General features: G+C 68.8%; 10 protein-coding genes. 6 read left to right on the forward strand and 4 right to left on the reverse strand.

The annotated features are described in order from the left end of the window. Window positions 1-100: 100 nt before the first annotated feature. The gene (locus tag ACM0O9_RS04725) at window positions 101-12,484 is read left to right on the forward strand and encodes a putative filamentous hemagglutinin family protein (RefSeq protein ID WP_414604035.1); all 12,384 of its coding nucleotides are present in this window, start codon (window positions 101-103) and stop codon (window positions 12,482-12,484) included. A 355-nt stretch (window positions 12,485-12,839) separates the two neighbouring features. Here the strand turns inward: ACM0O9_RS04725 and ACM0O9_RS04730 are convergent, their stop codons facing one another. Genes ACM0O9_RS04730 through gspH form a run of 3 tightly spaced genes read right to left on the reverse strand, consistent with a single transcriptional unit; the run spans window position 12,840 to window position 14,256 of the window. Then, window positions 12,840-13,454 carry a prepilin-type N-terminal cleavage/methylation domain-containing protein gene (locus ACM0O9_RS04730; protein ID WP_065177673.1) on the reverse strand — a complete coding sequence of 205 codons (615 nt, stop codon included), beginning with the start codon at window positions 13,452-13,454 and terminating at the stop codon, window positions 12,840-12,842. Beyond that, on the reverse strand, window positions 13,451-13,813 hold the full coding sequence (gspI, locus tag ACM0O9_RS04735; protein WP_065177674.1) for a type II secretion system minor pseudopilin GspI: 363 nt from the start codon (window positions 13,811-13,813) through the stop codon (window positions 13,451-13,453). The genes ACM0O9_RS04730 and gspI overlap by 4 nt, the downstream gene beginning before the upstream one ends. After that, a complete protein-coding gene (gspH, locus tag ACM0O9_RS04740) occupies window positions 13,810-14,256 on the reverse strand; it encodes a type II secretion system minor pseudopilin GspH (RefSeq protein WP_065177675.1) in 447 nt (148 codons plus the stop codon). The genes gspI and gspH overlap by 4 nt, the downstream gene beginning before the upstream one ends. 103 nt (window positions 14,257-14,359) lie before the next feature. On the opposite strand from gspH, the gene ACM0O9_RS04745 reads away from it, so the two are divergent. After that, window positions 14,360-14,836 (forward strand): general secretion pathway protein, encoded by a 477-nt coding sequence (locus tag ACM0O9_RS04745; RefSeq protein ID WP_176556922.1) that lies wholly within the window; start codon window positions 14,360-14,362, stop codon window positions 14,834-14,836. Window positions 14,837-14,929: 93 nt separating this feature from the next. On the opposite strand, the gene ACM0O9_RS04750 is transcribed toward ACM0O9_RS04745, so the two are convergent. Beyond that, window positions 14,930-15,265, reverse strand: a complete 336-nt coding sequence (locus ACM0O9_RS04750) for a hypothetical protein (protein ID WP_053500982.1) — start codon at window positions 15,263-15,265, stop codon at window positions 14,930-14,932. 201 nt (window positions 15,266-15,466) lie between these two features. On the opposite strand from ACM0O9_RS04750, the gene ACM0O9_RS04755 reads away from it, so the two are divergent. Genes ACM0O9_RS04755 through tolA form a run of 4 tightly spaced genes read left to right on the forward strand, consistent with a single transcriptional unit; the run spans window position 15,467 to window position 20,035 of the window. Continuing rightward, window positions 15,467-17,083, forward strand: coding sequence for a ShlB/FhaC/HecB family hemolysin secretion/activation protein (locus tag ACM0O9_RS04755; protein ID WP_414603988.1), 1,617 nt, complete (start codon window positions 15,467-15,469; stop codon window positions 17,081-17,083). 38 nt (window positions 17,084-17,121) lie between these two features. Next, window positions 17,122-18,906 (forward strand): DUF2341 domain-containing protein, encoded by a 1,785-nt coding sequence (locus ACM0O9_RS04760; protein WP_414603987.1) that lies wholly within the window; start codon window positions 17,122-17,124, stop codon window positions 18,904-18,906. Window positions 18,907-18,916: 10 nt separating this feature from the next. Further along, on the forward strand, window positions 18,917-19,330 hold the full coding sequence (locus tag ACM0O9_RS04765) for an ExbD/TolR family protein (RefSeq protein WP_065185671.1): 414 nt from the start codon (window positions 18,917-18,919) through the stop codon (window positions 19,328-19,330). A 39-nt stretch (window positions 19,331-19,369) separates the two neighbouring features. Continuing rightward, entirely contained in the window at window positions 19,370-20,035 is a 666-nt protein-coding gene (tolA, locus tag ACM0O9_RS04770; protein ID WP_414603986.1) for a cell envelope integrity protein TolA, read from the forward strand. Window positions 20,036-20,043: the final 8 nt, after the last annotated feature.

Here is a 20,043-nt window from a genome sequence, read left to right on the forward strand (position 1 = left end):
TTTCGTGCCACGTGAACCGTCTATCAGTGGCAGGGCATGCGTTGCGCGTGCCTCCCCGATCGTCGCCGCAGCCGCGGGCCACCAGGTTGATGAGGTTCCGATGTCGCACCCGCTCCCGTCCGTTGTTCGTCCGGCCGCGTCGATGCGCCGCAATCATCCGATGGCGTGGGCCATCGCAGTCGCACTGGGGAGCATGGTGGCCCCGGCCAGCCAAGCGCAGCAGGCGTTCAGTCCGGGCTGGTTCGCCGAACGAGGCGCGGCCCAGGGCAGCGCGGCACAGAGTGGCCGGATGCCCAACGGCGTGCCGATCCAGTTCCAGTTGCCGGCCCAGCAGCAGGACGCAGCACGGCAGAAGCTGCAGCAGTCGATCGACAATCTTGGCACGGCGGCGCAGGCGATTGCCCTGCAGCAGCGCCTGCAGGAACAGGCGCGGCAGGCGCGCCGCGAAGCTGGCTTCATCGTTGCCGATGGCCTCGGCAAGGACGGCCTGAGCGTCGACCAGAATCCGCTGACCCGTGGCTGGCTCAATGCGCGCGAGGCGATCCAGTCGCAGGGCAGCGACGGGCGGGTGCAGGTCACGGTCGAGCAGACCGCGGACAAGGCGATCCTGAACTGGGAGACCTTCAACATCGGCGGCAACACAACGCTGAACTTCCTGCAGCACCCTGACTGGGCAGTACTGAACCGCGTCAACGATCCGCAGGCGCGGCCCAGCCAGATCCTGGGCCAGCTGAAGGCCAATGGCACGGTGTTCGTCGCCAACCGCAACGGCGTGGTGTTCGGCAACAACAGCCAGGTCAATGTACGCAATCTGCTGGCGGCTGCAGCACGGATCAGCGATGCACAGTTCCGCGACAATGGCCTGTACAGCCCCGACGCCAGCAGCAGCACGCTCAGCGATGCATTCGGCAAGGTGATGGTGGAGCAGGGTGCCCGCATCGCGACCCATGAGCCGACCAGTGCGACGCGCGGCGGTGGCTACGTGCTGCTGGCCGGGCACAGCGTGGAGAATGCTGGCCATATCGAGGCGCGCAAGGGCCAGGTGCAGCTCGCTGCGGGAGACAGTTTCGTGATCCGGCGCGGCGTGGGTACGGCCACCAACACCAGCTCCACCACCCGGGGCAATGAGATCGCGCCGCGCTTCATCGCCGGCAGCACGGCTGGCAGCGTACGCAACACCGGCCTGCTGCGCGCGCTTGAGGGTGACGTGACTCTGGCCGGGCGCAGCGTCGAGCAGGCCGGTGTGGCCGTGGCCAGCACCACGCTCGCACAGCGCGGCACCGTGCATCTTCTGGCCTCGGCCAGTGATGCCGGCAGCAGCGTCACGCTGGCCGATGGCGCCACTACGGCGGTGCTGATCGAGGACGATGGCAAGGCCACGGTGCTGGATACGCAGCGCGACAGCCTCATCAAGGAGTCGGCAGAGCAGGACGCGATCCGCGCTGGCGCGCGCTCGGCAACCTTCGACAATCTGTCCCAGCACAATGATCGCCGGGACCAGTCGCGGGTGGAGATCGTCTCGGGTGGCAACATCCATTTCAGCAGGGATTCGCTGACGGTTGCCACGGGCGGCCAGATCATCGCCGATGCGGCGGCCCGCAGCTACGTAGACGACGCCGCACGCGTGGACGTGTCCGGCGCAGTGGGCGTGCAGGTGTCGATGGAAAGCAACAATGTCCAGGTCAAGGTGCAGGGCAACGAACTGCGCGATGCCCTGGACAACCGCGACAGCGGCAAGCTGACCAGCAGTGAAGTCTGGGTCGATCGCCGCAGGCTGGTCCACGTTCCGGCCGGTACCGGGGGCTACGAGGGGGAGCGCTGGTACGCTGCAGGCGGCCTGCTGGAGGTGGGTGGCTACCTCGACAACCAGGGGCACTCGATCGGCGAGTGGGCTGCGCAGGGAGGCACCGTCCTGTTGGGCGGCAGGGAAGTGATCACGAACGGTGGCTCACGCATCAACCTTGCCGGCGGCAGCCTGGATGTGCAGAGCGGCGTGGTCCGGCAGAGCTGGGTGCGCGGCGTCGACGGCCAGGTCTACCGCCTTGATGAGGCGCCGGCGGAGATGCTGTTCGATGGCCTGTACAGCGGCCATGAAGTAAAGCAGGAGCGCTGGGGCATCACTGAGACCTTCCGTGATCCGATCGTATTCGCGGCGCAGCGTGTCGATAACGGATACACCGTCGGCCGCGATGCAGGTCGGCTGATCGTCTCCGCACCGACCGCAGTGCTGGATGGGAAGGTTGAGACGACCACCTTCCAGGGCGCGCAGCAGAACCGCAGGCCGGAGGCCGCGCTGGATGGCTATGCGCAGGCGCAGACGGCAGTGGCGCGCAATGCGCAGCTGTACCTGGGGCGCTACGACGGCCAGGGCCGCAGTGGTGTGTTCGGCTCGGATGTGCGCCTGGATGACAAGGCTCCGGCGAAGGCGGCGTGGTCGCTGCTGGCTCCGGTCAACGAGGAGCGGCGTGACACGGTGTGGTTGGATATCGCAGCGCTGAGTGCCCAGCAGTGGGGACGGATCGACCTGGCGACCGCCGATCGCATCCGCATCGACGGCAGCCTTCGGCTTCAGGCAGGTGGACAGCTCAACCTGACCGGCAGCGAGGTGGAACTGGCAGGCGACATCGGCATTGCCGGCGGCCAGCTGTCGGCGGGCAACCTGCTGGATGTCCAGGGGCGGCCGACGGCGCTGCTGCACGATGGCCGCGCCCGCACCGCCATTGCCGGCGGCACGCGGATCGATCTCTCCGGTGAATGGAGCAACGCGTCACTGGCGATGCCGCTCGACGCCAGCGGTGCCTGGACGGATGGCGGCCGCCTGAGCCTGAGCAACAGTCATGACGTGGTCGTGGGCGCCGAGGCAACGGTGGACGTCGAGGCCGGCGCCGCGCTGGACCTGCGCGGTAAAGGCCGCATCGGCAAAGGGGGCAGCGTCAGCCTGCAGGCCAACAGCAGCACGGTTACGACGGACGGCAGTGGCCGGGTGCAACTGGGCGAGGGGAGCCGGTTCAGTGGCCGAGGACAGGGCAGTGGTGCCTTCTCGCTGGGAACCGGTGGCCGCGTTCGAGTGGGCGATGCGGACCCGGCGGGCGCGTCGCTGCGACTGGATCCCGGCCTGTTCGGCAGTGGCTTCGCACAGTACGACATCAACGGCCACCAAGGCGTGGCGGTGGCCGACGGCGCGCGGCTGGTCGCTGCCCTGCCAGGCCTGCGCCTGACCCAGGACGCGCAGATGGCAACCGATCGGGCGTCCGCACTGGCGGCGTGGGATGTGCCGCTGTACAGCGCCGATCCATCGAACGGGCGCGTCAGCCAGCGCGCCGGTGCGAGTATCAGCCTGCGTTCGGACCGCAACAGCGTGGGCGGTGACCTGCGCGTCGGCAAGGATGCGCTGGTGGCGGTCGATCCAGGGCAGACGATCTCGCTGCTGGGTGCAGGCAACATCGATGTTGAAGGCACACTGCTTGCGAAGGGCGGCCGTATCGTGATCGACGATGTGCGTCCGCAGAATGCGCTGTACGCCGGGCAGCGCACCGAACGCACCTGGCGTTTCGCCGAAGGCGCGCTGCTGGATGCCGATGCAGACGCAATCTCGTTGCCCGATCCCAGCGGCCGTCTGCGTGGGCAGGTGCGCGCGGGTGGACGCATCGAGATCGGCGGGGCGCTGGACTGGGAGACCGCAGCATTCGTCGACAACCGACCACCGGAAGCGTTCGTAGTGGTCGAACGCGGCGCGCGCCTGCAGGCGCGGGGGGCGTCGGCCGAGCTGGATATCGACGGCCAAGGCCGTGTACGCGTGGACAGCGACGGCGGGCAGATCGTGCTGCGCTCGGCCAATGCGCTGTATCTGGAGGGCGGAATGGACGCGGCCGCCGGTGGTGCCGGCGCACGCGGTGGCACGCTTGGGCTGGCCTTCGGCGGCAGCATCCATGCACGTGGCGCCAGCGAGGAGGTACTGCGGGCACGTGCGATCACCCTCAGCCAGCACAGCGCACCGGTGCAGCCACTGCCGGCCGCATTGGAGTATGGCCACGCCGCGTTGTCGGTCGAGCAGCTGCAGGCGGGCGGCTTCGACAACCTGTCCGTGTTCGGTGACATCCGCGCCGTTGGCGATGTCGACCTGCGCCTGGCCCAGAGCCTGCGCATCCATGGCCAGGGCACTTCGAGCCTGGGCATGGCCGTGGCTGCCGGGCCGTCGTCGGCGTTGCGGCTGAGTGCGCCCTACGTCCGCCTGGCGCAGGCGCGCTGGGGCCAGCTGGCGGGCGAGAACCTGCAGGGCACTGCGGCGGTCGCTTCGGCCGGGCCGGACGATCACGCGCTGGCGGTGCAGGCCGCGCTGATCGACATCCGCGACGTCACCTGGCTGCCCGGGTTCGACCACGTGGCGCTGGAAAGCCGCAGTGACGTGCGCCTGACCAACGGCATTGCCAGCAGTGGCAACACCAGCGCGTTGATGACGGCCGGTTCGATGGACGTCACCGCTGCGCGCCTGTACCCCACCGCAGGCGCGGTCGGCACACTGGTGGCCGGCGCTTCGGCGCAGACCGTGCAGACCGCTGATTACTGGGCCGATCCAGCTGCCGTGCTGCGAATCCACGGCACAGGTGCGGCCACGCAGCCGGCGCCGGAATCGGCGCTGGGCACGCTTCGCCTGGTGGCCGCCACGGTGCAGCAGGGCGGCAACGTGCAGGCGCCGATGGGCACGCTGCAGCTGGGCGGCCTGATCCAGAACGGAACCATCGGCAGCCGGGTGGAACTGCTGCCAGGCAGCGTTACCTCCACCAGCGGTGCCGGCCTGTCGCTGCCCTATGGTGGCACCGTCGATGGTGTCGACTGGCGGGTAGGCACGCGCAGCCTGAGCTCGCTGGCGCCGGCCGGCATCTCATCGATGGGGGTGACCCTGAAGGCCAACGAGATCGAGGTGGCGTCGGGGGCACTGCTGGACATGTCCGGCGGTGGTGAGTTGACCGGTGCCGCCTTCGTGTCCGGGCGCGGCGGCTCCGTCGACGTGCTGCGCACGGCGTTGGCCGACGCCAATCCGCGCTACGCGTTCAGTGCGTCGGGCAACCCGGTGTACGCGATCGTACCGGGACGCGCCGAGGCGTTCGCCCCCAGCGGCGAAGAAGGATTCGCAGCTCCGGCGGTGGGCCAGCAGATCACCGTGCCGGCTGGCGTGCCCGGCCTGGCGGCCGGCACCTACACGCTGATGCCGGCAAGCTATGCGCTGCAGCCCGGTGCATTCCGGGTGGAGCTGGGCGCTACCGGCACCTCTGGCATCGTGCAACCGATTGCGACCGGCACCGGCACCTGGCGTGTGTCCGGGCAGCAGCGCACGGCGCTGGGCGCGGCAATCTCGCCGTTGCTCACCGACATCCTGCTGACGCCCGCCGCAGTGGTACGCCGGCACTCGGGCTACAACGAAACCTCCTACAACAGCTTCGCGCAGTCGGTGGCCGACCGCCGCGGCGAGTCGCGTGGCTGGCAGACCATCGATGCGCTCGGGTTGACCCTAGCGCTGGGCGAAGGTGCAGGTCGTGCAGACACGCCTGCCATCCGCTTCGCCGGCACCGCGCGGTTCGGCGCCGCCACCGACAATGGGCGCGGCGGCACGCTGGCAGCCACGTTGGCGAGCCCGGCGGTCGGTTCACTGGAGATCGTTGACGGTAGCGCGCAATCGCAGGCCCGTGATCGCGGCGCCACCTTCAGCGACGACGCGCTCAATGCCTTCCTGCCTGCGCGGATGATCATCGGCGGGCAGTTCAGCCAGGAGGCCTCGCAGGTGGCGGTGACCGGCCAGGCGCGCAGTGTGGCGATCCGTTCCGGCGTCACCCTGAACGCACCGGAAGTGCTGGTGGCAGCGGCCTCCGGTGGCAGCGGCGTGCTGGTCGAGGCCGGTGCGACCCTCGATACACTGCCGTTCGCAACCGCCAACGCGGGTGCCAGCGCGACGCTGCCTTACCAGGTCTCCGGCGGCCTGCTGGCGGTGTCCAACCAGCGCCTGAACCTGATCACCGGCACCACGGGCGTGGAGGCCGGTCCGGTGGCGATCGACATCGGGGGGTGCCAGGCGGCGTGCGACGGCCAGGCCCGGCTGGTTTCCGATGGCAGCATCGCGGTAGCGACCGATGGCACGCTGCAGATGCGCGACTCGGTCAGCTATGGCACCCGTCAGCTCGGCCTGAGCATGGCGGCGCTGAACCTCGGCAGTGCCGAAGCGATCGCACAGGCCGCTGCGGCAGGGGCACTGCCCAGTGGCATGACCATGAACCAGTCCGTGCTGCAGCAACTGCTGCGCGGCAATGATGCCACCGGCGCGCCGGCGCTGGACACGCTGAGCCTGGTCGCGCGGGAGTCTGTCAACGTGTTCGGCAGCGTCGACCTGGACGCGCGCGACAGTGCCACCGGCCGCAGTGGCCTGCAGACGCTTGTGCTGGGTGCGCAGGCCATCCGCGGCTACGGCGCGGCGACCGACCGTGCGCGCATCCTGGTGGACACGCTGGTCTGGGACGGCGCATTGGCGGCGAGCCAGGCGCCGGGCAGCGACGCGTCGGTGCCGCCGGCCGATCCGATGGTGGACCGGCTCGGCGCCGGGCAGCTGGACCTCGTCACCCGCCAGCTGCAGCTCGGGCGGGCACCATTCAGCCGTCCCAGCTCTGAAGTACCTGCGAACCGGCAGGTGCTCGGATTCAGTGCGCTGAACCTGAGTGCTTCGGAGCAGCTGTCGTTCTCCGCGCAGGGCACGCTGGACGTGTTCCAGCAGCGCGGCGACTATCTGGCCGACAAGGGCTGGCAGTACAGCGGAGGCAGCCTCGGCATCGATACCCCGTTGTTGACCGCCGATCCCGCCGCGCAGCTGCGCGTGCGCACTGGCGGCGAGTTCCGCCTGCAGGGGGGCACCGGCAAGGCGGGTGGCGATGCACTGGGCAGTGAGCTGAGCATCGACGCCAACCGGATCACGCTGGACAGCACGATCGCGCTGGCGTCAGGACGGCTGTCGGCGAGCGCACGCCAGGGCATCACGCTTGGCGGCCGGGCGGTGCTGGACCTGGCCGGGCGCAAGGTCCCGCTGTACGACGTGGACAAGTTCAGCTGGGGCGGTGATGTCCTGCTGTCCAGCGACACGGGTGACATCCGCACCGATGCTACCTCCCGCATCGATGTTTCTGCCCGCAACAACCGCGCCGGGCGCATGACGGTCACCGCAGTGGCCGGCCAAGCCGATCTGGCCGGTGTTCTGCAGGGTGCCGCCAGTGGCCGCTACGATGCCGGCGGCACGCTGGTGCCCTACGACGGTGGCGAACTGGTGGTGCGGGCACGCCAGCTGCAGGACTTCGCCGGCCTCAACCAGCGATTGACCGCCGGCGGTGTCGTCGGCGGCCGCAGCTTCCAGATCGGTGAAGGCGATCTTCGGATCGGCGACGAAGTGAAGGCGCGCCGGGTCGACATCAGTGTCGACGCGGGCAGCCTGACCGTGGCCGGCCGCATCGATGCCAGCGGCGAGCAGGTCGGCAGCATCCGCCTGTACGCCCGCGACCAGTTGCAGGTGGACGGCACGCTGGACGCGCACGGTACCGGCCTGCGCGTGGACAGCCATGGCAAGATCATCGACAGTCCGAACCGGGCCACCATCACGCTGGGCAGCGCCGAAGGCGCCGTGGGTCTGGGCAGCGCGGCGCACCTGGACCTGCGTGCCGGCAGCGGCGTGGCCGTCGGCGACGGCGCTGGACAGAACGACGGCATGGCGCGGGGCTCGCTGAAGATCGATGTGCCGCGGGTGGGCAGCAACGACGCGGCGATTGCCGCGGCCAATGGCCTGCGCATCGATGGCGCGGCCGACATCCAGCTCAATGGTGTCCGCCGCTACGACGATGCGCCCCTGGCCAGCACCGCTGATGTGCGCGGCAACCGCGCGCAGCTGGTTACCCAGCAGTGGCTGGACCAGGTGGTCGATCCGCACAGCGTGGCGTGGGTCGATGGTGCGCTGGGCAACCCGGACCTGCAGCAGCGCACGCGCGCGCTGGGTGATGTCCGCCTTCGTCCCGGTGTGCAGGTGGTGGCGCGGCGCAGCGACGCCAACCCGGACGGCGACCTGACCATTGCCGGCGACATCGATCTGTCCGGCTACCGCTACGGGCCCGACGCCAACCGCGCCGATCCATCGCGGCGTGGCTTCGGCGAATCGGCCTCGCTGGTGCTGCGGGCCGAAGGCAACATCAACGTCTACGGCAGCATCAACGATGGCTTCGCACCGCCGCCGTCCACGCCGGATGAGGGGGGCTGGCAGCTGTATGAGGGTCGCAATGGCAGCGCGGGGCACACCCCCTTCGGCAGCGGCCTGGTGGTGCCGGTGGACGGAGTGAAGCTGCAGCCCGGCACCGAGTTCCAGGCCGGCACCCGCCTGAACTACGACGTGCCGGTCGAATCGGTAACGCTTCCGGTTGGTACCGTGCTGCCCGCGCCGATGGTGATCTCGCAGAATCTGCGCCTGCCCGCGGGTACTGTACTGGGTGCGGCAGTGACCACCGACTCCGGGCAGACGCTGGCCGCGGGCACCGTGCTGCAGGAGCCGCTGGTGCTGGCGGCAGGTGCGCGGCTGGGAGCCGGCTTCCGCCTGCGCAGTGCGGTACAGGTGGCGGCACAGGAGTGGCCCGCCGGCGCGGTGTTGCCGGTTGCGCTGCGCCTGGCACGGGAAGTCGCGCTCAAGGTGGGCGCGTACATTCCTTCGTTGACCAAGGTGGAACTGCCCGGCGACGCGCCAGTGAATCTGCGGCCGGCCGATGCCAACGGCAACCAGGGGCGCAACTGGGCGCTGGCGCCGATGCTGGCCGAGGGCACCACCTCCTGGGACTTGACCGTGGTTGCCGGTGCCGATGTCGGGGCGGCCGATCCACGCAGCCGGCGCTGGGGCAGCGAAGGCAGCGTGGTGCTGGCCGATACCCACCAGGGCTCGATCGGTACGGTCAAGACCGAGATCATCTGGGTGGGTGATCGTGCGTTGACCGAGCGGGCATCGCTGGACTGGATCGGCGACACGTCCTATGCGGGCCGCCCGATCGCAGAGCTGGCCGACATGTTCGGCTTCACCGAAGATGAGTTCTGCGCGATGTCGGCCGACTACTGCGGCCCGGCACCCCGCCAGGTGGCCGCGCAGGGCTCGCTGGATTACTGGGGTGACGAGTCCTACGTGGGCACCCCTGCGAAGGACTTCGCCGCGATGTTCGGCATGACCGAAGACGAGTTCTGCAGTACCGCGCCCACCTACTGCGCCGGCGGCGGCACGCAGACCGAAGTGACCACCTACGGCAAGCGCGCGGGCACGCCGGCGTGGAGCGTGCTGCGCACCGGCAAGGGGGACATGGAACTGCTCGCTGCCGGTGACGTCGTGATGAAGTCAGGCTTCGGTGTCTACACCGCCGGCACTCCCACCGCGCTGGGTGGGGGCCACGACGCTGCCTTCAATTCGCCCCGTGCAGCGGCTCCCTGGAACACCGCACTGCTGGGGCCGAACCTGGTGCCGGGCAGCTATGACGCAGCGATCGCAGGCTACCAGGCCTGGTATCCCGATCATGGTGGCAACCTGCGGGTCGAAGCCGGGCGCGATATCGTCGGCGACGCCTGGACCGCGCGCGCGGAGTCGGGCACCAGCGAGCGCGACTGGGCGCTGTACTCCAGTGCCGCGGTCGGCAATTGGCTGTGGCGGCAGGGAACCGGGAGCACCACCGGCGTGGAGCCGGTGCCGACCAGCTGGTGGGTGAACTTTGGTACCTACACCAACGTGTCCGCTGCCGCTGGCGCCTCTCCGCGGATGGTCGGCTTCACCGGCTTCGGCACCTTGGGTGGCGGCGACCTGACGCTTGAGGCCGGGCGAAATGCCGGCGTCCGCGATCCGATGGGCGACGCGCTGGGCTCGCTGAGCGCACCACGCTCGGGCGCGATCATCGCGGCGGTGGGATCGACCGGCCGCGTCAGCAATGGCCAGCTGCACCTGACCGGTGGCGGCGACCTGCGGTTGCGCATCGGTGGCGCACTGAATCCGAATCTGCAGGCGACGATCTCCAGCCTCAATCCCTCCAGGGCGGGACAGAATCTCGACCTCAACGGTACCTTCAGCAATCTGCGTGGCAGCCTGCAGCTCGATGCCGGGCGCATCGGTGCAATGGGCGTCACCCTGGAAAACTACGCGACGCTGCGTCAGCAGCGCGCGGCAGACCTGTTTGCGCCCGACGCCGCCCGCGCAATGGGCGGACCGGTGCTGGTGCTGGGCGATGCGGTCGCGCAGCTACAGGCACGGGGCGATGTGGTGCTTGGCGGGGTCGCCGATGCAGGCCGGGTTCCGCTGGCCAACTACAGCGCGGTGCTGCAGGATGATGGCGCGCGCGCTGCAGGCAGCACGTGGTTCTCCCTGTGGACCGCCAGCACGGCCGTGGATCTGTTCAGTGCCGGTGGTGACCTCGCGCCAGGCCTCGCCGGGCCGGATAACGTGACCGGCAGCAATCTGTGGCGCGAGCAGGTCCAGCTTGATGTGCGTGGTGGTGATGATCTGCTGAATTACTGGCTCTATCCCTCGCGCTTCAGCGCCATTGCTGCGCAGGGCGACATCAAGCTGGACCGGATCAGCGCCACGCCGGGGACGCAGGATGTGATCCTGCTGGCACCCTCGGCAACGGGACGGTTGGACGTGCTGGCCGGTGGCAGCATCTTCGCCCAACGTGGCGCGACCCAGATCGCGCGCTCGGGCGCGGATGCGCGCCTGCCGGGACCCTTCGACCCCGCATTCCTGGCCCAGCTGGGGGATTCCGGCGGCAATGTGACCCGCTCGCGGCACAACCTGTCGGTCGACGGCAACATTGCATCGCCGGACGCGTCGCTTCCGCTGTTTGCGTTCGGTCCGAATACTCCGCTGTCCTCCGTGTCTGCGGCCCTGGCGCCGAGCCGTTTCTACGCGGTGCAGGGCGACATCATCGGTCTGGCCACCGGCGCCCGGCGCACGCTGGATCCCAACGTGGGGCAGCGCACCCAGCTGAACTGGTTCGAGGCCGCCGGCGCCGTGCAACTGCGGGCAGGCCGGGACATCCTCGGGGTGTCGATGACCGCGTTGAACACCGCGCCCACCGATATCACGGTGGCAGCGGCGGGCCGCGACGTCGTGCATCTGAACGCGACCATCGCCGGCCCCGGCAATACCGAGATCAGTGCCGGCCGCCAGCTGCGCCAGGAGGATGCGGGCAGCATCGTCAGCCTCGGTGGCATCGTGCAGGGCGACACCCGTCCCGGCGCCAGCATCGCGCTGACGGCCGGCAACCAGCAGATCGATTTCGCGGCCCTGCGTGCCCGCTATCTGGACCCCGTCAACCTTGCCGATCCCGCGCAATCGCTTGCGTCGCAGCCGGGCAAGGCAGTCAAGGTCTACGACCAGGAACTGAAGCAGTGGCTGCAGCAGCGCTTCGGCGTGGCTGCTGACGGCGACGGGGCGCTGGCTGCCTTCGATGCGCTGCCGCAGGAACAGCAGCACATCTTCCTGCGCCAGATCTATTACGCCGAGCTGCGCGAAGGTGGACGGGAATATACCGATGCAGAAGGACCCCGCTTCGGCTCCTACCTGCGTGGGCGAGAGGCCATCGCTACGCTGATGCCAGACAAGGCTGCGACCGGCGCGACGATCGACCGTACCGGCGACATCGTGATGTACGGCGGCTCCGGCGTGCGCACCGAAGCGGGTGGCAACATCGAGCTGATGGCGCCGGGTGGGCAGATCGTGATCGGTGTGCAGGGCGTGGTGCCCCCGGCCAGTGCCGGACTGGTGACCCAAGGGCAGGGCGATATCCGGCTGTTCGGCCAGGACAGCGTGCTGCTGGGCCTGTCGCGGGTGATGACCACGTTCGGCGGCGACATCCTGGCGTGGTCGGAGCAGGGTGACATCAATGCCGGTCGTGGTTCGCGCACGACCCTGCTGTACACGCCACCGCGCCGCGTCTATGACGGTTGGGGCAATGTGATCCTGTCGCCGCAGGCCCCGGCCAGCGGTGCTGGCATCGCGACCTTGAACCCCATCGCCGAAGTGCCGCCGGGCGACGTCGATCTGATCGCACCGCTGGGCACCATCGATGCGGGCGAGGCCGGTATACGCGTCTCCGGCAACATCAATCTGGCCGCGCTGCAGGTGCTCAACGCGGCCAACATCCAGGTGCAGGGCGAGAGCAAGGGTCTGCCGGTGCTGGCATCGGTCAACGTCAATGCGCTGGCCGCGGCCAGTGCGGCAGCCAACAGCGCCAGCCAGGCGGCACAGGACGTGATGCGCAAGAGCCAGGACGACGCACGGCGCAACCAGCCGTCAGTGATCAGCGTGCAGATTCTGGGCTTCGGCAGCGGCACCAGCAGCGTAGCGCCGCCGGCCCGTGGCACTACCGCCAACAGCGGCTACGACGCCGACAGCGCATTCCAGTTCCCGCAGGCCAGCCGCGACGACGGCACGCAGCGCCGCTAGGTGCCGACCCTGATCGGCACGATCGCGGCCGGCAGTAGATCCACGCCATGCGTGGATGGGACTGACCAGGAAGAACGGACGGCATCGGGCCAGCCGCCAGGGAATGGTGGCGGCCCCAGCCAGGACGGCACGGAGGGCAGGGAGCGGCCATCGGCGGTGAGGACCACCGACACGGCGCCGCCGGGCGCAGGATGGCACCCGGCGGCAGGCTCGGCAGTAGGTCCACGCCATGCGTGGATGGCTGGGCCAGCATCAGTGCCGACCAACGGTCGGCACCCACCAGGGCAGGCCGGGCAGTAGAAGCCGCTCGGCAGTAGATCCACGCCATGCGTGGATGCTTTGCCTGGGAGGAATCCTAAAGCTCCAGCACCCGCCGGTAGCTCAGCGGCCCACGCCCATCGCGCAGGCCCAACCGCAGTTCCAGCCCGGTGGCCGGCAGCACCTCGCCTTCGCTCGGCAACAGCGCCCACCCCGCGCCCGGCTGCCAGGCGCGTATCTCGAACCGCTGCACATCCCTGGCCACCGCAATGCCTTTCGACGGCTCAGGCGCGGGCAGGGGGTATCGATCCGTCGCCGCGCCACTGGCCCGCCACAGCGTATTGCCCTGCCGCCACCAGCGCACCCGCTGCCAGCGTAGTCCATCACTGCCGACACTGCGGGTGATCTCCAGTGCGAAGCTGCCATCCGGGTGCCGTTCGCTTACCAGGGACGGAGGCAGCAGCCGCTGCGGTTGATCGGCCGGACGCACTGCACCATTCATCAGCGCGTCGTCGGCACGCATCTCGATATCGCGCTGGAACTGCTGCAGGATGCGCAGCGCCGTCGTGGTTTCTGCATCGGCCCGGCGCAGGCGCTGGTCGCTGCTGGCCACGCTGTCCAGCGCACGCCAGCAGATCAGCGCCAGCACACCCATGATGGTGATCGCGATCATCACTTCGATCAGGGTGAAGCCACGCGTGACCCGCTTCATTGCATGGTGGTCCATGGCAGCTGCATCCGCGCCAGCGACTGCTGCGGTGCATCTTCGGCCACCACGCTCAGTTCCAGTTGCGGCTGGCTGTCGCTGCCGGTGCCGAGATGTTGCAGCACCAGGAACGTGCTGTGCCCCTGCACGCAGCGCTGCCGTGCATCCTGCGGCGGCTGCCCAGTCAGGCGCAGCTCCTGCCAGCGGTCCTGCGCGCACATCAGTGCCAGCCGACGGTCGCGCAGGCGCGATTGATCGTCGGTAGCCACCGCCACCGAACGCATCACCGCCGCCAGTGCGATTGAAACGATCGCCAATGCGATCAGCACTTCGATCAGGGTGAACCCGTGACTGTTCCGCTTCACTGCACGACCTGCAACTGTCCGCTGCCATCATCACGAAGACGCAGCTGGCGGCCCTGCAACGACAGCGTCAACTCCCACGCCACGCCAATCCATTCGGGGCTCAGTTCAATCGGCGTGGTCGGCTGCACCGCGATGCCCGCCAGCTGCCATGGTTGTGGGCGCAGCAGGTCGTCGCGCTGCACATCCACCCAACCGGTGCCTTCGCGGCGGCTGAAGCGGTAGCCGGCGGCGTCGGCCTGCCAGCGCAGGGGGCGGCCATCGATCCGGGCCTCGTCGCGCGCCACCTGCAGGCGCTGCGCCAACTGTTCGGCTTCCTGTCGCAGCTGCCGGCCCGGGTCGAGCAGGCTGCCCAGGCCCAGCCCGATACCCGCCGTGCAGATACCGATGATCACCAGCACCACCATCAGTTCCAGCAGGGTGAAACCACGCGGCACGCGCTGCATCGACGTTGCCTCCTGTCCGGGTCGATGCCTGCCAGCGTAGGCCCGCATGATGAAACAAAAGCGTCAGCCGCACCTGCTAGCGTGGGCAGACATGAACGTGGCGATGGTGCGGAACATGGACGGCAGGCGCTGGGATCGCAATCGCATGTTGGCCCTGCTGGCGGCGGCGCTGCTGCTGGCGGTGGTGGCCTACTGGAGCGTCACCCTGTCTGCGGTGGCGCCGGCGGCCGTGGCCAGCGAGGCGAAAGCCGAGGCGCCGGTGCGGCCGATGTTCGATGCAGTGGCCAGCCTGCCGCTGGTGCGCCTGTTGTCCCCCGGCGCAGTGCAGACCGAGGTGGTGGTGCTTGGCGTGTTGGCCGGCGACCACGCACCGCTGGCGCTGCTTTCGGTGGATGGGCGTCCTGCCGAAGCGTACGCGCCGGGTCAGCGGTTGGGGCCCTGCACGGTTCTCGCCAGCATCAGCGCCAACGCGGTGGAGCTGAACCAGGCGGGGCAGTTGCGCAGCCTGCCGGTTCCCGAGCTGCCGCCGGTACCAAGCGATGGCATCGTGCCGGCCGGTCGGCAGAGCGGCACGCAGTAGCGCCGAGCCTGCGCTCGGCGGCTTTCGCGCCGTGGCATCGCCGATGAATGCAAAGACAGCCGAGCGCGCGCTCAGCCCCACAGCTGCGGAGGCTCAGCGCGCAGGTCGCTGCGGCACCACCGAGCGACCGAACGCATCGCCCATGCGCTGCCGCGTGCCTTCCAGGTTGTACTGCATCAGCTGGTTGCCGGGCTGCTGCATCAGGCGTTCGGCTTCGGGGAGCGCCGCCGACTTCGCCGGCCTTGTCGCAGGCGCCAGCTTGCGTTGCAGACAGTCCCAGGCCGGAATCCGCTCGCCGTTGACCAGTACTTCGATGCAGGGCGCAGCTTCTTCCTGCTTCTTCGCCTCGTCGGCGCGACCCGATGGCAGCGCCAGCAGCAGGGCGAGGGCGAGGGCAGCGCGCAGGTCCGGCATCAACGATTCACACATCTCGAATCTCCCGCAGCAATCGATGTCCTGAAATGAAGACGGGTGGCCAAGGCAGGGTCCGCCTGCGTGCGTTGCGGCGCTTTCAAAAGATGACAGTGCTGTCACAAAACTGTTGGCGGCTTTGACGCGATGTACACGTCCTGTTGGTAGATCCACGCGCCGCTCCCTGGCCCCTCCCTTCGATACGACGCGATGCCTTCGATGAATCCTGTTCCGTGCCGAGCCGTTCGCCTTCCGCTGCGCCTGCATCCGCTGGTGCTGGCCCTGGCCGCGATGCCGCTGCCGCTGTTCGCGCAGGAGGCAGCACCCGCGCCCAGCGTGAACATCAACGAATACGTCGTGCGCGGCAACACGGTGCTCGATCCGCGGCAGATTGAACGTGCGGTGGAACCGTTCCTCGGCCCGGGCAAGACCCTGGCCGATGTTGAGAAGGCGCGCGATGCGGTCCATGCGCTCTACCAGCAGGCCGGCTACCAGTCGGTCTACGTCGAGCTACCCGAGCAGCAGGTCAGTGGGGGCGTGGTGCTGCTGAAGGTGCAGCAGACGCCGATCGGCCAGCTGCGCGTGGTCGGCACCCGCCACGAGTCGCCCGAACGCATTCGGGAACGTGTACCGGCGCTGGCCGAGGGCAAGGTGCCTGACTTCGACCAGGCCCAGAAGGAATTGACCGCACTGAACGAAGGCGGACGTCGCCAGGTGATGCCACTGGTGCGCGAAGGCCAGGTGCCGGGCACGATGGATGTGGACCTGCAGGTCGAGGAGAAGTCGCCGTGGCGTGCCAGTGCGTCACTCAACAACGACCATAGCGCCGACACCGAGAAGCTGCGCCTGAGTGCATCGCTGGCCTACGACAACCTGTGGAAGCGTGGGCACAGCGCCAACCTCGGCGTGTATCTGGCGCCGGAAGACACGAAGCAGGCCAAGGTGTTCTCGGCCTCGTACACGATGCCGTTCGAAGGTACGCCGTGGAGCCTGGAAGCCTCCGGCTACAGATCCGACAGCCGCGTGTTGAATGCAGGTGGGCAGGTCGGTACCGGCACCGGCACCAATGTGATCGGCAACGGCCATTCGATCGGCCTCAAGCTCAACTACCGCCTGCCGGGCAGCAGCCAGTGGTGGCGCCAGCTCAGCCTCGGCGTGGATTTCAAGGACACCGAGGAAGACACGCAGATGGGCAAGGAGAGCCTGAAGACGCCGCTGAGGTACGCGCCGATCACTCTGGCGTTTGTCGGTGTACGCCAGGGCGAGCAGGATCAGTTGAGCATCAACACCCAGCTGGTGGCCGGTACGCGTCGCTTGTTCGGCTACGGCAGTGACGCCACCGCGTTCGGGCAGAAGCGCTACTGGGCCGACCCGAGTTTCGTGGCGTTCAAGGCCGACGTGGCCAACACGCATACCTTCGGCAGCGACTGGCAATGGTATGCGCGCGGCTCGCTGCAGGTAACCGATGCGCCACTGGTGTCGGCCGAGCAGTTCGCCGCAGGTGGAATGTACACCGTGCGCGGCTACCTGTCGGCCGAGGCGATCGGCGACTACGGCGGCCTGGCCAGCCTGGAATGGCGCACGCCTGCGTGGTCACTGTGGCGCGGCACCGACCTGCGCGTCTACAGCTTTGCCGACGCGGCCTATCTGCGCCTGCGCCAGCCGCTGCCCGAACAGCGCGACAAGTACAACCTGGCCTCGGTCGGCCTGGGCGCGCAGCTGCGCCTGGGTGAACACCTGCAACTGCGCCTGGACTACGCCTGGCCGTATGCCGATGGCCCGGTCACGCGCAAGGACGACCCGCGCCTGCATTTCAACATCAGCACCAGTTACTGACCCTTCCCTTGAACATGCGTTCTCCGGAGACCCTTCGCATGGACCGTTTGCTTTCCCGAGTGTTGTTGCTGCTGGCGGCGCTGGTTGCGCTGCCGGTGGCTGCGGCCGATGCCAATTGGTGGCAGGCCGAATGGAAGTACCGCAAGCCGATCACCATCGACGCCGGCCCGCAGGGCGCGGGCCTGGCCGGTGACCCGGGCCGCACGCCGCTGCTGCTGCGCCTGCATACCGGCAACTTCGGCTTCGACGGAACCCAGGATGCGGGCAACGACCTGCGCTTCGTCTCGGGTGATGGCCGTACCGTGCTGGCCCACCAGATCGAACAGTTCGATCCCAGGATGGGCCTGGCCCTGGTCTGGGTCGACGTACCGGCAGTCAGCGCTGCCTCGCCGCAGACGATCTGGATGTACTACGGCAATGAGAAGGCACCGGCCAGCGGCAACGGCCAGCAGGTGTTCGATCCGGACTACACGCTGGTCTACCACTTTGCCGAGGCCAATGCGCCGGCACGCGACACCACCGCCTATGGCAACAATGCCGGTGCGGTGGTGCCGCCGTCGGAAGGCTCGGTGATCGGCCGTGGCGTGCAGCTGGGCGCCGGTCCGCTGCCGCTGCCGGCCAGCGCATCGCTGGCTCAGGAAGCGGGCGCGCCGCTCACCGTTTCAGCCTGGATCAAGCCGGGCGGCAACACTGCGGCGCAGGCGATCTATGCGCGTCGCGACGGCGCATCCGAGCTGGTGCTGGGCATCGAGAACCGCGTGCCGTTCGTGCAGCTCAATGGCCAGCGCAGCACGCCCGCGCAGCCGGTTCCGGAAGGACAGTGGGCACACGTTGCACTGACGGCAGAGAAGGGCGCGTTGCAGCTGTACCTCAACGGGCGCGTCGTTGCCCAGCTGAGCGGTGCGCTGCCGGCGCTGGGCACGGCTCCGGTGGTGGGTGCCGATGCGCCGGGGGCGGTGCAGCCACTGGCCAACTTCGAAGGTGCGCTGGATGAACTGCGCGTCTCGCGCGTGGCACGGCCGGCCGCGCTGCTGCTGGCCGATGCCACCGCACAGGGTGCCGATTCGCGGCTGATCAGCTACGGCGCGGACGAGCAGTCAGCCGGGCAGAGCCACTTCGCCTTCATCCTCAAGGCGATGCCGTTCGATGCCTGGGTGGTGGTCGCGATCCTCGGCCTGATGATGCTGCTGTCGTGGGCGATCATGATCGCCAAGGGGCGGCACTTCGGCCGTACCAGCAAGGCCAATGCGGTGTTCACCGAGAGCTTCGGCAAGCTGTCCGGCGTGCCGCTGCGCACCCTGTCCGACATGGACCGCCAGGGCAAGGCGCCGGCCGCGATGCACGATGGCTCGTTGTGGCGCATCTACCAGGTGGCCATCGATGAAATGCAGCAGCGCCACCAGCGCGATGGCAACAGCGGTTACCTCAGTGGTGCTACCATCGCGGCGATCCGTGCCTCGATGGATGCGGTGATGGTGCGTGAGCAGGAGGCGATGGCACGGCGCATGAACTGGCTGTCGACCACCATCGAGGGGGCCCCGTATGTGGGCCTGTTCGGCACCGTGATCGGCATCATGCTGGTGTTCGTGGTGGCGGCGATGGCTGGCGCGGTCGACATCAACTCGGTGGCACCCGGCATGGCCGCAGCGTTGCTGTGTACTGCGGCTGGCCTCGGCGTCGCGATCCCGGCGCTGTTCGGCTACAACTACCTGGGCGCGCGTGCCGAAGCGATCGGCGCGGACATGGCGGTGTTCATCGACGAGTTCGCCGCGCGCCTGGCTGAAGAGCAGGACGGGCGCGGCCCGGCCGCGGTCCAGGGCTGAGGAGCGCGCCATGGGCCAGAAGGCGAAGTTCGGCATCAAGAAGCGCGAGAAGGGCATCAACGTGACGCCCTTCGTCGACGTGCTGCTGGTGGTGCTGGTGATCTTCATCCTGACCAGCAACGCCTCCGTCCCCGGTATCGAGGTCAACCTGCCGAAGGCCAGCAACGCCGTGGCGCTGGAGAAGCCGAAGACCAAGGCGATCACCATCGACCCCAGCGGCCAGGTGTTCCTGGATGCCTACCCGGTGACGATGGCCGAGCTGGAAGACCGGTTGCGTACCGAGCGCGCGACCACGCCGGATTTCCCGGTGATCGTGCGCGGAGACGCACAGGTGCAGTATGCCCGCGTGGTCGAGGTGCTGGACCTGCTGCGGCGCCTGGAGCTGGCCCAGGTGGGCCTGGTCACCGGCAAGGCGCAGGGCTGAGGCATGACCGCCCATCAACCCCCCCGGCCGGAGCCCGGCATGCGTGGTCGCCCGTTGCTGGTGACCGTCGCGCTGGTGCTGGTCGCGTTGCTGGTGCTCGGCGTCGCGCTGTGGTGGCTGTTGTTCAAGGACACCGCCAGCACCCGCCGGCCGGTGGTGCAGCCGCCGATGCTGGCGTTGCCGCCACCGCCTCCGCCACCCCCGCCGCCACCGGAAGAACCGCCGGAACCGGAAACGCCGCCGGAAGAGACGATGCCCGAACCGGAGCCGCTGGATCAGCCGACGCCGGCCGAAGAGCCGACGCCGACCCCGGACAACAGCGATCCGGTGACGATGAACGCCGACGCGCAGGCCGGTGGCGACAACTTCGGCATCCAGTCCGGCAGTGGTGGCGGTTCGTCCGGTGTCGGTCGTGGCGGTGCCGGCAACGCCACCTATGGGCGCTACCTCGGCTACCTGATGCAGCGGGCGATCTCGCGCGACGACAAGGTCAAGCGCCTGGCGTTCCAGTTGCAGGTGAATGTGTGGCTGGCCAGCGATGGTCGCCTGGAAAAGGTCGAGCTGGTGCGTGGCAGTGGCAACGAGGAGGCCGACGCGGCCGTGCTCGATGCACTGCGTCGCATCGGCAAGGTCGACCAGGCACCGCCGCCGTCGCTTGATTTCCCCGCCCGCGTCCTGATCCAGGGCCGCCGGCCCGGGGCCTGATTCCCCGA

The organism is Stenotrophomonas sp. FR012, assembly GCF_047520565.2.
In the GTDB taxonomy this organism is placed as follows: Bacteria; Pseudomonadota; Gammaproteobacteria; order Xanthomonadales; family Xanthomonadaceae; genus Stenotrophomonas; species Stenotrophomonas sepilia.